General features: G+C 66.9%; 10 protein-coding genes and 1 pseudogene. 9 read left to right on the top strand and 2 right to left on the bottom strand.

What is annotated here, in order from left to right:
- Positions 1 to 13 precede the first annotated feature (13 nt).
- From B9P64_RS15245 to B9P64_RS15210, 8 genes and pseudogenes are all read left to right on the top strand, one after another.
- Complete coding sequence (locus tag B9P64_RS15245) at positions 14 to 703, top strand: exosortase C-terminal domain/associated protein EpsI (RefSeq protein WP_176256846.1); 690 nt, start codon at positions 14 to 16, stop codon at positions 701 to 703.
- Positions 690 to 2,138 (top strand): hypothetical protein, encoded by a 1,449-nt coding sequence (locus B9P64_RS15240; RefSeq protein ID WP_085316941.1) that lies wholly within the window; start codon positions 690 to 692, stop codon positions 2,136 to 2,138. The genes B9P64_RS15245 and B9P64_RS15240 overlap by 14 nt, the downstream gene beginning before the upstream one ends.
- A complete protein-coding gene (locus B9P64_RS15235; protein WP_085316940.1) occupies positions 2,135 to 3,547 on the top strand; it encodes a hypothetical protein in 1,413 nt (470 codons plus the stop codon). Before B9P64_RS15240 ends, B9P64_RS15235 begins: the two co-directional genes overlap by 4 nt.
- 1 nt (position 3,548) lies before the next feature.
- Positions 3,549 to 4,664, top strand: a complete 1,116-nt coding sequence (locus B9P64_RS15230) for a glycosyltransferase family 4 protein (RefSeq protein WP_085316939.1) — start codon at positions 3,549 to 3,551, stop codon at positions 4,662 to 4,664.
- A complete protein-coding gene (locus B9P64_RS15225; protein WP_085316938.1) occupies positions 4,661 to 5,950 on the top strand; it encodes a lipopolysaccharide biosynthesis protein in 1,290 nt (429 codons plus the stop codon). The genes B9P64_RS15230 and B9P64_RS15225 overlap by 4 nt, the downstream gene beginning before the upstream one ends.
- Positions 5,947 to 6,843 carry a glycosyltransferase family 2 protein gene (locus B9P64_RS15220; protein WP_085316937.1) on the top strand — a complete coding sequence of 299 codons (897 nt, stop codon included), beginning with the start codon at positions 5,947 to 5,949 and terminating at the stop codon, positions 6,841 to 6,843. Before B9P64_RS15225 ends, B9P64_RS15220 begins: the two co-directional genes overlap by 4 nt.
- A gap of 18 nt (positions 6,844 to 6,861) precedes the next feature.
- Entirely contained in the window at positions 6,862 to 8,043 is a 1,182-nt protein-coding gene (locus B9P64_RS15215) for a glycosyltransferase family 4 protein (RefSeq protein ID WP_085316936.1), read from the top strand.
- Positions 7,947 to 9,131, top strand: a pseudogene (locus B9P64_RS15210) (glycosyltransferase family 4 protein); the annotation flags it as partial. The gene B9P64_RS15215 and the pseudogene B9P64_RS15210, both read left to right, overlap by 97 nt.
- Before the next feature lie 35 nt (positions 9,132 to 9,166).
- On the opposite strand, the gene B9P64_RS15205 reads toward B9P64_RS15210, so the two are convergent.
- Entirely contained in the window at positions 9,167 to 10,093 is a 927-nt protein-coding gene (locus B9P64_RS15205) for a quinoprotein relay system zinc metallohydrolase 1 (RefSeq protein WP_085316934.1), read from the bottom strand.
- Positions 10,090 to 10,911 carry a quinoprotein dehydrogenase-associated SoxYZ-like carrier gene (locus B9P64_RS15200; protein ID WP_085316933.1) on the bottom strand — a complete coding sequence of 274 codons (822 nt, stop codon included), beginning with the start codon at positions 10,909 to 10,911 and terminating at the stop codon, positions 10,090 to 10,092. Before B9P64_RS15200 ends, B9P64_RS15205 begins: the two co-directional genes overlap by 4 nt.
- 210 nt (positions 10,912 to 11,121) lie before the next feature.
- Between B9P64_RS15200 and B9P64_RS15195 the strand changes: the two genes are divergently transcribed.
- Positions 11,122 to 12,855: an ATP-dependent DNA ligase gene (locus tag B9P64_RS15195; protein ID WP_085316932.1), complete on the top strand. Its 1,734-nt coding sequence runs from the start codon at positions 11,122 to 11,124 to the stop codon at positions 12,853 to 12,855.
- The last annotated feature ends 169 nt before the right edge of the window (positions 12,856 to 13,024 follow it).

Below are 13,024 nucleotides of genomic sequence, written 5' to 3'. Positions count from 1 at the left end.
CTACGATTACCGGGTGCTGCTCGGCATCGTCCTGCTTTGCGCATTGTGCGGCTATCTGTCGCGGGCATTGGTGCCGGCCGATCTCAAATCGGTCGACAGCGTGGCACTCGACCGCGACGTTCCGCTGATATTCGACGGCTGGAAGGTATTGGGGCTTGCCACGGGCAATCCGATGCTGATCGTCGGCGGCGATTCCACCGACCAGCCTTATGACCAGGTGCTTTATCGTACCTATGGCAATGCCAATGGTCAGGTGTTGTCGCTGGCAATTGCCTGGGGCCAGAATCAGCGCCAGGAAGTCAAGATTCACCGGCCCGAACTCTGCTATGCGGCCCAGGGCTATACGGTTTCGCAGGTGCAGCCGGCGCAATTCGATATCCGGCTCGGCGACCGTAACCGGCGCGTGCCTGGCAAGCTGATGGTGGCCGAAAGTCGCGGCCCCGGCGGGCGCCAATTGATTGCCTACTGGATTCGCATCGGCTCGCTGTTCAGCGAAAACGCGGTCGAAACCCGGATCCATCTGATTGCCGAGGGATTGGCCGGCCGGATTCCCGATGGCGTGCTGCTGCGGGCTTCGGTCGCGGCGCCCGATCCGGCCGACGATGCCCAGACGGCGGCCCTGCTCAGCGGCTTTCTCACCGGGCTGGTCGAACATGCCCCGCGCGAATTGCAACAACTGGCGCTCGGCAATGAAGGCCAATGATTCATTCACCGCGAAGCCCTGGCGCATTGGCCCGATCCCGTTTGCCGACCGGCAGGCATTCCGGTCGCTCGCGCTGCTGATCTGGCTGCTGCTGGCCGGCATTCCGGCCCGGCTATTGGCGGCCGATCCGCCCGAGTTCGGCGCATCGCTTTGTCTGGTGGCCAAGTTTTCGCAAGGTCAGCCCGAGCGCCAGATTCCGATGATGAGCGAACTGGGCGTCGGCTGGGTGCGCGAGCATGTGGCCTGGGAGCAATTCGAGCCGCGTCCGGGCCAATACGCGGGACTTGCGCCCGGATTGCTGCGTCAATTGGCCTTCTATCGCGAGCACGATATCGGACTGGTGGCGCTGCTCTCCCTGCGCAATCCGGTCGCCTATCCGGGTGCGGGTGGTGGCGATTCGGTGCAATCCTACGATCCCGAGGCGTTTGGCCGATTCGCGCTCGCGGCGGCCCAGGCGCTCGAACGCGAGGGCGTGCGTTTCGTGCTCGAAATCGGCAACGAGCCGCACAATTCCTCGCTGCTGCCGCTGTTGGGCGGCAATTGGAATGCCGCACCGCCATCGCCATGGGTTGCGCATTATGTGCGCATGGCCAATGCGGCAGTCGCCGCGGTCAAGGGCTGGAATCCCGCCGTCAAGCTGCTGGCCCAGGATGACATGTGGATCATCCAATACCGCTTTCTCGATGCCGGCCTGTCGCCCGAGATCGACGGACTTTCGGTCCATCCCTATGTCAACGGCATTCCCGAGCGGGCTGCCGTCGCACATGACACCGACTGGACCCGACCTTATCAGCTGGTCGATCGCAGCCGCGCATTTCTTTCGGCGGTACGGCGCCTGCGCGCCCATGCCTTGCTGCGGCTGGGCCGGGTGCCCGAAATCTGGATTACCGAATGGGGCTGGCCGGTGCAGACCCGGCCGCCGGCATTCAGCGCAACCGAAGTCGCGCAGTATCTGCCGCGCGCATTTCTGCTCGCGGCCGAAGCCGGCATTGCCGCCAATTGCTGGTTTTCGAGTCAGGACAGCGTCGACGGCCCAATGGGATTGACCACCAATCAGGGTGGCCGGCGCCCGGCCTACGATGCCTATCGCACGCTTGCCGCCCAATTGGGGCAATTGAAATTCGAATCGCGCGTTTTCGGCAGTGCCGACAATGTCGAGGGCCTGCACGGATTTCGCCTCGTCAATGCCGACGGCGCCGCCCGAATCGTGATCTGGAATGCCGGAACCGAGCCCTGGAAGCTCGATCTCGCCGGCGCCGGCACGGCGGTCGGTTTCGACGGCGCGGTCCTGCAACCGGTGCGCGGCGCCGACGGCCACGCCTGCCTCGCGCTCGACGCCGGGCCGGTCTATCTGGCCGGCGACTGGAGCCGCGCCGGCGCCGTCGTCGCGTCGCGCGGTCGCCCGGGTTGCGCGCCAGCCGAGGCGGCGCAATGAGGATCGAGCCCTTCCTGATCCTGCTGCTCGGCTTCGGCTTCTGGCTCGGTCCGCAGCGCGTGGTCGGTGGCGTGATCGCCGCCGCGCTGTTCGGTGCCACGGCGGTCGTGGCCATGACCGCGCTCGGCGGCGCGCCGATCACGCCGGCGGTCGGGATGATTCCATTTCTGCTCTGGTATGCGCTCAAGGATCGCGGCGGGCGAATGCTTTTTGCCGAATTGGCATTTCCGCAGCCAGGTTTCTGGCTTGGCGTGCTCACGCTCTGGATTCTGGTCGGCGCCTTTTTCTTTCCGCGCCTGTTTCAGGGCGACATGTATGTCTTCAGCACTGACCGGTCGGCGGCACTCAATGGTGGCGGCGTCACCAAGATGCTGCTGCGGCCGATTTCCGGCAATCTGACCCAATCCGCCTATGCATTGCTGAGCACCGTGGCCTTTGTCGCCGCGCGCTGCCTGCTCCAATCCGAAGAACGGCTGAAAGCCGCCGCCAATGGCGTGCTCTGGCTCGGCGGACTCAATCTGGTGGCGGTGCTGCTCAATCTGCTCGAAAACTATGCGCATGCGCCGCCGATGCTGGCGCTGATCAAGAACGCGGAATACGCGGTGATGGAAAACGGCGAAGTCGCCGGGCTGGTGCGCATTTCTGGCACCTTTTCCGAGCCATCGAGTTTCGCCGGCTTTTCGTTGCCGGTATTTGCGTTCGCATTCACGCTTTATCTGGGCAATTTCCGGCGCCAGTTCAGCGGCACGGTCGCGCTGCTGACCCTGCTGTCGCTGATCGCCTCGACCTCGTCCACCGCAATGGGCGCGCTGGTGCTGTATTTCCAGTTCATGCTGCTCAAGGGTATTGGCGGATTGTTTTCGGGCCGCCAGTTGCGATTCGGCATGATTGCCGCCCTGGTCTGGCTGGTACTGGTGCTGCTGGTTGCCGGCGCGCTCGCCTTTCCGTCAGCGGTCGATCGCGTCTATGAATACGGCTACAACCTGCTCTACAAAAAGCTCGATTCCGATTCGGCGCTCGAACGGCATTCCTGGAACATGCAGGCCTGGGAAAACTTTCTCGACAGTTACGGAATCGGCGTGGGTGTCGGCAGTGCCCGCGCCAGCAATTATCTGATGGTGCTGCTGTCCAATCTGGGCGTGGTTGGCGCCGGCAGCTTCATTGCCTTTGCGATTCAGGCGGCATTCTGCAAGCGGCCTGCGCAATCGGCCGAGGCGGAGGTGATCCGCTGCGGCGCCCGCCACGCCATGATGATTGCGCTCATGGGGGCGGCATTGGCCGGCGCGGTATTCGATCTTGGAATGGCGTTTTACATGTATTGCGCCGTCGCGGCGTATCGCGGAAACAGCAAGGCGCAAGCATCGGCAAAGACCGGCGCGCGCCTGCAATTGGGGGCGGCCGCAGGCTGAAATGAACGACAAAACGACTGGCCGGCCACGGGTCTTCATCAATGGCCGCTTTCTGGCGCAACGCATTACCGGCGTGCAACGCTTTGGCCGCGAATTGCTGCAAGCCATCGACCGTTGCCTTGCGCAGGATCGCGCGGGCGATCGGCAATTCCACATCACGGTGCTGGCACCCGAAGACGCGGTGCTGCCGCAATTCGCCAGCCTCGAGATCGAGACGCTCGCCGGCAATGGCAGCCATCGCTGGGAGCAATTGACGCTGCCCCGGCGCGTCGGCAGCCATCTGCTCGTCAATCCCGGATTTACCGGGCCGGTCATCAAGCGCAATCAGATCGTGACCGTGCATGACGGCGCGGTGGTGCGCATGCCCGAAGGCTATAGCGCGCAATTCCGGCTCTGGTATCGGTTTGCGGTGGGCTTGATCGGCCGCCGGGCCGCCGCCACCATGGCCGTATCGCAATTCAGCGCCGGCGAGGCGACCGAATGTTTCGGCATTCCGGCCGATCGGCTGCATGTCTGCGGCGAGGGCTGGCAGCATATCCAGGCAGTCGAATCCGATCCCTCGGTATTGCGCGATTCGGCACTCGGCCATCATGAATACTTTCTGGTGGTGAGCAGTCCGGCGCGGCACAAGAATTTTGCCGTCGTGGCTGCGGCGCTCGAATCGCTCGGCCAGCGCGCGCCACGCTGCATTGCCGTCGGCGCGGCCGACAAGCGGGTATTTCGCGGCGCCGGCGGCAATGAGGCCGGCATCGAGCATGTCGGCTATGTCTCCGACGGCCAATTGAAGGCGCTTTACGAGCATGCGCTCGGTTTCATCATGCCGTCCTTCTACGAGGGTTTCGGCATTCCGCCGCTGGAGGCAATGGCTTGCGGTGCGGCGGTCATCGCCTCGACCGCGCCGGCATTGCGCGAGGTCTGCGCCGATGCCGCCAGCTATTTCGATCCGGAATCGCCGGCGCAACTGGCCGCCGCGATCACCGAATTGCAGACCGATCCGGCGCGCGCCGCGGTGCTGCGCAATGCCGCGCGGGCCCGGCTTGAGCATTACAGCTGGGACAAGGCCGCGCTTTGTTATCTCGATCTGATTGCGCGGCAATTGGGCCGGGGGCGCGCATGAGCGCAATTGCCGCCGCCGAGGCCAAGGAACGCCGGCCGGCCTCGACCCGGGCTTCGCTGATCGTGGTGTATGCGGGCTATTTCTTCCGCTACGTCTATCTGCTGATTCTCATTCCCTTCTATGGCCGGGTATTGGGCGCCGGCGAATATGGCCGGGTATTGGCGGCGATGTCGCTGTATCAGGTGGTCTGGCTGCTGATCGAATGGGGCATGCCCTCGGCCGGTGGCCGCGATGTGGCCCAGAATCGCAGCATTGCGGCGCGTGCCGAGCTTTACGGCACGCAGATGTGCGGTCGCCTGATTACCGCTGCGGTTTTCGTGCCGCTCGGCCTGATTGCCGCGCATTTTTCCGAGGCGCTGGCCAATCCCCATGAATTCGGCGTGTGCGCCGTGCTGATGGCGCTGATCTCGGCCTTCAACCTAGGCTGGTATTTCCAGGGCACGCTGCAATTCCGCAAGTCGATCGCGCTCGAATTGCTGGGCTTTGCCATCAATCTGCCGGCGATTCTGCTGCTGGTGCGTGGACCGCAGGACGGTGCGCGCATTCTTTATGTGCTGATCTTTTCCGGCTGCGTCAGCACGGCAATTGCGCATTTTCTGGTGCTGCGCGAATTGCATTGGCGGGTTTCGCTGCTCGGCCGGCTCGCCGAGGGCGCGCGCTTTGTCCGGCGCAATGTGCCGCTGTTCATCCATTCGGGCATTTCGCTGGTGCTGGCCGGTGCCACCACCTATCTGCTGAGCCTGTACGCCACGCCGGCCGAGATCGGCCATTACGGCGCCGCCGACCGGCTGGTGACCGTGGGCCTGAGCCTGATCGCGCCAGCCAACCAGGTGCTGATCGGCACGATTTCCAGCCGCCTGGCCGAGCCGCAGCGGCGTGCCGACGCCTTCCGGCTCATGTGCCGGGCGCTGCTGATCGCGCCTTCGCTGGGTCTGCTGGTGGCGCTGCTGACCTATGCAATTGCGCCATTCGCCATTCCCCTGATTTTTGGCGGCGATTTCGGCGCCAGCATTGCGCTGGTGCGCGCCTTGATCTTCGTGTTTCCGCTCGCGCTATTCACCCAGGTGACCACCGGCTGGATTCTGGTGCCATTGCGCTGCGATCGCCGGGTTGCGCTCATCAGTCTGGTCGGCACTGTCGTGACCACGCTGGCGGTATTGCTGCTGGCTTCGGCCCATTCCTCGGCCGGCGCGGTGGCGGGCCGATTGGCGGGATATCTGGTCATGACGATCGTCAGCGCAATCGTATTGCGTCAATTGGCAGCACAAGGGAGGTTGTCGGCATGAGTGAATCGCTTCGCATCGTCGTTGCCATTGCCACGGCCGGGCGCCGGGAACAAATGCCGCTCACGCTCGACCGCATTTGCGCAATGACGCGATTGCCCGAGCGCATTTATGTCTGCCCGGCGCGGCCGGAAGATTTCGATGCCGGCAATCTGGCGCGCTGGCCGGTGCCGGTGGAAGTGATTGCCTGTCGCAAGCCCGGCCTGCCGGCCCAGCGCAACCAGATTCTTGAGCGCTGCACCGACGCCGATGTGGCGCTGTTTCTGGATGACGATTACTACCCCTCACCCTGGTATCTCGACACGCTGCAAGCAATTCTTGCTGCCGATGACCGGATTGTGGTGGCGACCGGCCATCCGGCGCATGACGGCGCGACCGGCCCCGGAATTGCACCCGATGAAGCCGAGCGTCTGCTGGCGGCTTATCCGCGCCCGACGCAAAAGCCGGCTTTCGTGCCGACTTATGGCGGCTATGGCTGCAACATGGCGATCCGGTTGCGTCCGGTATATGAAAACGCACTTCGCTTCGATGAAAACCTGCCGCTCTATGGCTGGCTCGAAGATATCGATTTCACGCGTCGTCTGGCCCGTTTTGGTGAGGTTGTGAGTTCTCGCCAACTCGAAGGCGTTCACCTGGCGGTAAAAAAGGGCCGCAGCCCCGGAATTCGGCTCGGGTATTCCCAAGTGGCGAATCCGATTTACATGGTGGGCAAGGGCAGTATTTCGTTCAAATATGCGTTCAGGCATATCTGGAGAAACTGCCTGAGCAATTTCGTCAAATCGCTGGCCCCGGAACCCTGGGTCGACCGGCGCGGGCGATTGCGTGGAAACGCACTCGCGCTGGTCGATCTGCTGCGCAAGCGGCTGCATCCGGCGCGCGTGCTCGAACTCCGGTAATCCTTTGCAGATGTCGGCATGACCTCAGAGTACAAATTCAGCCAGCTTCGGCTCGGCATCGATGCGGAGGCATTGCGCAGTCCGATGTCGGGCGTCGGGCGCTATGTTTACGAGTTTTGCGCGCATATCGAAAAACGGCTGCCGGCGGCGCAGCTGTTTGGCTATGGCCGTTATCCGCGCGCGGCATTGCGCTTCCCGTCCGAGCGCTGGATTTATCGGCAGGAGACGAATCCGCTGCGGCAAAAACTGCCGTCGTTTCTCTGGCTCAAGACTTTCGGCCGGCAATTGGCGCGCAAGGACGATCTCGATGTTTTCTGGGCCGGCCGCACACTTACGCCCGGCAAGGGCGCGGCCCGGGTATTGGCCACCACGGTGCACGATCTCAATCATCTGGTCGTGCCCGAAACCATGCAGGCGAGTACCCGCATTTCGCATCGGCTGTGGTTCGAGCGCGATGTGGCGGGCGCCGATTGCGTCTATGTCAATTCGGCCGGCACGCGCGACCGGCTATTGCGCCAGCTCGGCATCGATGCCGACGACATCATCCGGCTCGGCGTGACTGTGCCGTCCGAATTCCAGGGCTATTCGGCCCGTGGCAGCCAATTGTCGGCCTTGCAGGCGCTGGGCATCGTGCCGCCTTATCTGCTTACCGTTTCCACGCTGGAGCCGCGCAAGAATGTGCCGGCCCTGGTCGATGCCTTTGTCGCGCTCAAGCGCTCGGGCCGTTTGCCGGCGCCAATGCAATTGGTGATTGCCGGCGCCAAGGGCTGGATCGGTTCCGATGCCTATCGGCGCATTGCCGCCCTGGCGCCCGAAGGCGTGACCCTGCCCGGTTATGTGCCCGAGGCATTGATGGGCCCGCTCTATGCCAATGCCGAATTGCTGGTGTTTCCGTCGCGCTATGAAGGCTTTGGCATTCCGGTGCTCGAAGCGCGCGCCTGGGGCACGCCGACGGTGGTGACCCGGGTGCCCGAATTGATCGAGGCCGGCGAGAACGAATCCATCGTGGTGGATTTCGATGCCAGCTCGATTGCCGACGGCATCGTGCGCGGATTGGCGACCGGGCGGCATTTGCGGGCAGCCGATTTCTATCGCCGGCATGCCTGGGAACGCTCCGGCGACAGATTCATCGAGGCGCTGCAAGTGGCGCTCGAGCGCAAGCAGGAAGCCGCCGGGCTGGTTTCCGGGGCGGCACGATGAAGGTCGCCATCGTTCATGAATGGCTCGCGTCCTATGCCGGCAGCGAGAAGGTGGTCGAGCAATTGCTGCTGCTCTATCCCCAGGCCGATCTGTTCGCGGTGGTCGATTTCCTCGCGCCGAAGGATCGGCGCTTTCTTGGCGGGCGCAAGCCGATCACCTCCTTCATCCAGCGCATGCCGTTTGCGCGCACGCATTTTCGCCATTACCTGCCGCTCATGCCGATTGCGGTCGAGCAATTCGATCTGTCGGCCTACGATCTGATCATTTCCTCCAATCATGCGGTGGCCAAGGGCGTGATTACCGGGCCGCATCAATTGCATGTGAGCTATGTGCATTCGCCGATGCGCTATGCCTGGGATTTCCAGCATCAATATCTGCGCGAATCGGGGCTGGAGCGCGGCATTGCCTCGGCGGTGGTGCGGCTGATGCTGCATTACCTGCGTAACTGGGATGCGCGCTCGGCGCTGGGCGTGGACCGGTTCGTCGCCAATTCGGCCTTCATCGGCCGGCGCATTCGCAAGGTGTATCGGCGCGAATCCGAAGTGATTCATCCGCCGGTGAATGTGGACCGGTTCGAGATGCAGGCGGCGAAGGAGGATTTCTATCTGACCGCGTCGCGCATGGTTCCGTACAAGCGGGTGCCGCTGATCGTCGAGGCATTTGCGCGCATGCCGGAGCGCAAATTGGTGGTGATCGGCGACGGGCCCGATTACGAGCGCGCGCGAGCATTGGCGACGCCGAATGTGACGGTGCTCGGCTATCAGTCGGATGCGGCGCTGGTGTCCTACATGCAGCGCGCGCGGGCGCTGGTGTTTGCGGCCGAGGAAGACTTTGGCATTGCGCCGGTCGAGGCCCAGGCCTGCGGCACGCCGGTCATCGCCTACGGGCGCGGCGGCTCGCTGGAGACGGTGCGCGCCGACGGGCCGGCGCCGACCGGGCTGTTCTTTCATGAGCAGAGCGCCGAGGCGATCGCGGCGGCGGTCGCCACCTTCGAGGCGCGCGCCGGCGAATTCAGCGCCGCCAGCTGCCGCGACTGGGCCGAGCGCTTTTCCGAGGCCGAGTTCCGCGCCACCTTCGGCGCGGCGGTCGCGCGCCATCTGGACGAATTCGGGCGCTGACGGCGTCAGCGCCCGAGGCTCGCTTCCTCGTAGCGCGGATAGAGGTGGACCACCGAGCGCTCCAGCTCCTCGCGCAGCACTGCCATGCCGGCAAAGCGCGGCGGCGCCGGAATGCGCATCGCCTCGGTCATGTCGAGGCCGCGCTCGGCGGCATCGCGCAGGCTGGCGCGCAGCCAGTCGAGATAGTCGCGGGTCTGGGCGATGGCTTCGGTGCCGTGCACGACCGGGCCGTGGCCCGGCACCAGGGTGCGGAACGGCACCTGCGCCAGCCGGTCGAGCGCCGCGAGCCATTGGTCGATGTCGGCATCGGGCGTGGTCGGCGTGCGCTCGAAGAACACCAGATCGCCGGCGAACAGCGTGCCGGTCTTGACGTCGAACACCGCCAGATCGGCGCCGGTATGGCCGGCCAGCGCGATCAGCTCCAGCTCGCGGCCGGCCACCGTCACGCGGCCGGGAGCGGCGACCTTGGGCGGCACGACCACCACGGTGCCGGCCATCCAGCCGGCGAGCAGGCCGTAGAGGTTGTCGGACAGCTTTTCGCCGCGCGTGCGGATCGCCTCGATGCTGCCGGGCAGGGCGGCGATGGGCGCGCCGGCGAAGGCCTGATTGCCCAGAAAGTGGTCGGGATGCGCATGGGTGACGAACACCGCCGCGACCTTGCCGCCGGCCGCCGCGCGCAGCGCCTCGCCGTAACGGCGCGACGGGCCGGTGTCGATGACGATGGCGCCGTCGGGCGTGGCGATGTAGCCGGTGTTGACGATGGCGCCGCCGTTGCGCAGCGAGAAATGCTCGCGCACGCCCTCGACGACGAAGACCTCGGGCGCGACCCGGGCCGGCGCCAGCCGGTAGTCGGGCGCATCGGCCACGGCGCTGCCGGCGGCCAGCGCCAGCGCCGCCAGCAGGCGCGCGAGTGCGGTGCTGCGCGGCTTCATGGCTTCACCTCGGGCAGCACGCCCGGCAGCACGCGGCCGGCGATGCGATTGCCCTGGATGTCGCGGCCGACGATGCGCACCGGTCCGGCGCTGTCCAGGTCGAGGCTGAGCATCGGGTTCTCCGACACCGGCTCCCAGGGCTCGATCTGGGCCAGCTCGCGGCCGGCATCGTCGGTGATGGTGATGAGCTCGATGTAGAACTTGGGGATGCCGGCGGCGAGGCCCGTGTCCATCGGATGCATGGTGCGCAGCCGCAGCCGGCTGCCGCCGTCGGGCCGGGTCCAGAGCCGCGCCGATACCTGCCCGAGCACATCCGACCATTGCTTGCTGCCGGTGCCCAGACTGGGCGTGGTGCAGCCGCCGCCCGAGGCGGTGAGCCAGCCGCCGCCCACATGCCACACGCCGTCGCCGGCCAGCACGGCGGCGCGCACCGGCGTCGATTGCTCGACCTTGAAGCGGAACGCGATCTCGGGCCGCGCATGCAGCGGCCGGTATTCGAGGATGTGCGGGATCGGATTGAGATCGGCGAACACCAGGATGCGGGTGACGCCCGTCAGCTCGCGCGCATCGACCTGCACCGGCACGTTGAGCGCGTCCTCGGCGGCGCGCGGCAAAAACACCTTGACCCGGTCGTCGAACACGATGGGCGCGCCGCCGAGGAAGGCGCGGACCATCACGTCCCAGGACGGCGAGCGCAGCGGGTCGGCGGGAATGTCGGGCGCGGGCGCGGCGGCCCGGCCGGCGGCGGGCAGCAGCGCGAGTGCGGCAGCCAGCGCAAGCAGGCCGGCGCGGCGCGCGGGGCGGAATCGGGTGGACATCGTCGGTCCTTCTCTCGGTGCGATGGCGCCCTGTCTCCCGGGCGCGGCGGCTGCGGGATGGCAGCCGGTCGCGGATGATTGCGGCTCGCGCGGCTTGCCGCAAGCCGGCGCGGGCGCGGCGGTGGTGCCGGGCCGAAGCGGGCGCGCAGCGGCTGCAACGCCGGCCGGCGCGCGCGGTCCAACGCGGTTGGCCGTCTTTTTCCGTCGTCGATGAAAGCCTTTTCACGCCTCTACGCCGCGCTCGATGCCAGCAGCGCCACGCTCGACAAGATCGCGGCGCTGCGCGGCTATTTCGCTGCCGCGCCGGCGCGCGATGCGGCGGTCGCGGTCTATTTTCTGGCCGGCGGCCGGCCGCGCCGCAGCGTGCCGTCGCGGCTGCTGCGCGAAGCCGCGCGCACCGAGGCCGGGCTGCCCGAATGGCTGTTCGACGAAAGCTACGAGGCGGTCGGCGATCTGGCCGAGACCATCGCCCATGTGCTGCCGCCGCCCGAGCGCGACGACGATCTGGGCCTGGCCGACTGGCTCGACCAGCGTCTTGCGCCGCTGCGCGGGCTCGACCCCGACACGCTGATCGCGCGGCTGCGCGACCACTGGCGCGGCCTGGACTGGGCCGGGCGCTTTCTGTTCACCAAGCTGATCGGCGGCGGCTTTCGCGTCGGCGTGAGCCGGGCGCTGGTGGTGCGCGCGCTGGCCGAGCAGGCCGGGCTAGATCCCAAGCGCGTGGCCGAACGCATCGTCGGCTACACCGATGCCGCCCGGCTGCCCGGCGCCGCCGACTACCTCGCGCTGATCGCGCCGCTGGCCGCCGACCCGGCCGCGCCCGGCAGCGCCGACGCGCCCGCGCGCAGCGACGGCCAGCCCTATCCCTTCTTCCTGGCCCAGCCGCACGGCGGCGACATCGGTGCGCTCGGCGATGCCGCCGACTGGCTGGCCGAATGGAAATGGGACGGCATCCGCGCCCAGGCGGTGCGGCGCGCCGGCCAGCTCTGGCTGTGGTCGCGCGGCGAGGAGCTGGTGACCGAGCGCTTTCCGGAGCTGGCCGCGCCGCTCGTGCGCCTGCCCGACGGCACGGTGCTCGACGGCGAAATCCTGGTCTGGCGCGACGGCCGTCCGGCGAGTTTTGCCGCGCTGCAAACCCGCATCGGCCGCAAGACGCTCGGCCGCAAGCTGCTGGCCGAGCATCCGGCCGCGTTCATCGCCTACGACCTGCTCGAAGCCGACGGCAGCGACTGGCGCGCGCGGCCGCAGCAGGAACGGCGCGCGCGGCTGGAGGCGGTGGTGACGGCGGCCAGCGCCGGCGATGCGGATGGCGCGCTCAAGCTGTCGCTGCTGCTGGGCGGGGCGGCCAGCGCCGAGCTGCACGCCGCCGCCGCGTCGCCGGCTGCCGCGTCCCAGGCTGCGGCGCTCGACTGGCCCGCGCTCGCCGCACTGCGCGCCGAAAGCCGGGCGCGCGGCGTCGAGGGGCTGATGCTCAAGCACCGCGCCAGCCCCTACGGCATCGGCCGCGCACGCACGCCGGGCGGCGGCTGGTGGAAATGGAAGATCGACCCGCTCAGCATCGACGCGGTGCTCATCTACGCCCAGGCCGGCCACGGCCGGCGCGCCTCGCTGCATACCGACTACACCTTCGCGCTGTGGGCCGACGCGCCCGACGGCGGCGGCCGCGTGCTGCTGCCGTTCGCCAAGGCCTACTCCGGCCTCAGCGACGACGAGATCCGTCAGGTCGACGCCATCGTGCGCAAGACCACGCTGGAAAAATTCGGCCCGGTGCGCAGCGTCACGCCGACGCTGGTGATGGAACTGGGCTTCGAGGGCGTGGCGCCGAGCCCGCGCCACAAGAGCGGCATCGCGGTGCGCTTCCCGCGCATCCTGCGCTGGCGCCACGACAAGCGGGTCGAGGAGGCGGACAGCCTCGCCACGCTGCTCAGCCTGGCTCGGGGGTGATGGGCCGGGCCGGCGCTGGCTGGGGTCGGGCGGCGGCGGCGACTGGCTGCGCCCGCCTGCGGGGCAGGCGGGTTCCCTCGGGCGGGACGGGCTGACGGGCCGGTCCGCCAACTCGGCCCGCTGCGCGGACCTCAGACATGCGGACCTGAATGCCTGCGGCATTCGCCCG

Source organism: Derxia lacustris (assembly GCF_002105195.1).
Classification (GTDB): Bacteria; Pseudomonadota; Gammaproteobacteria; order Burkholderiales; family Burkholderiaceae_E; genus Derxia; species Derxia lacustris.
The sequence above is the reverse complement of the archived record's forward strand: the minus strand, read 5'-3'. Positions and strand labels throughout refer to the sequence as shown.

Coding starts and splice junctions, on each gene's coding strand:
- B9P64_RS15205 (WP_085316934.1), bottom strand. CDS start 10,093: ATGAAGCCGCGCAGCACCGCACTCGCGCGCCTGCTGGCGGCGCTGGCG.
- B9P64_RS15235 (WP_085316940.1), top strand. CDS start 2,135: ATGAGGATCGAGCCCTTCCTGATCCTGCTGCTCGGCTTCGGCTTCTGG.
- B9P64_RS15195 (WP_085316932.1), top strand. CDS start 11,122: ATGAAAGCCTTTTCACGCCTCTACGCCGCGCTCGATGCCAGCAGCGCC.
- B9P64_RS15215 (WP_085316936.1), top strand. CDS start 6,862: ATGACCTCAGAGTACAAATTCAGCCAGCTTCGGCTCGGCATCGATGCG.
- B9P64_RS15230 (WP_085316939.1), top strand. CDS start 3,549: ATGAACGACAAAACGACTGGCCGGCCACGGGTCTTCATCAATGGCCGC.
- B9P64_RS15225 (WP_085316938.1), top strand. CDS start 4,661: ATGAGCGCAATTGCCGCCGCCGAGGCCAAGGAACGCCGGCCGGCCTCG.
- B9P64_RS15220 (WP_085316937.1), top strand. CDS start 5,947: ATGAGTGAATCGCTTCGCATCGTCGTTGCCATTGCCACGGCCGGGCGC.
- B9P64_RS15200 (WP_085316933.1), bottom strand. CDS start 10,911: ATGTCCACCCGATTCCGCCCCGCGCGCCGCGCCGGCCTGCTTGCGCTG.
- B9P64_RS15240 (WP_085316941.1), top strand. CDS start 690: ATGAAGGCCAATGATTCATTCACCGCGAAGCCCTGGCGCATTGGCCCG.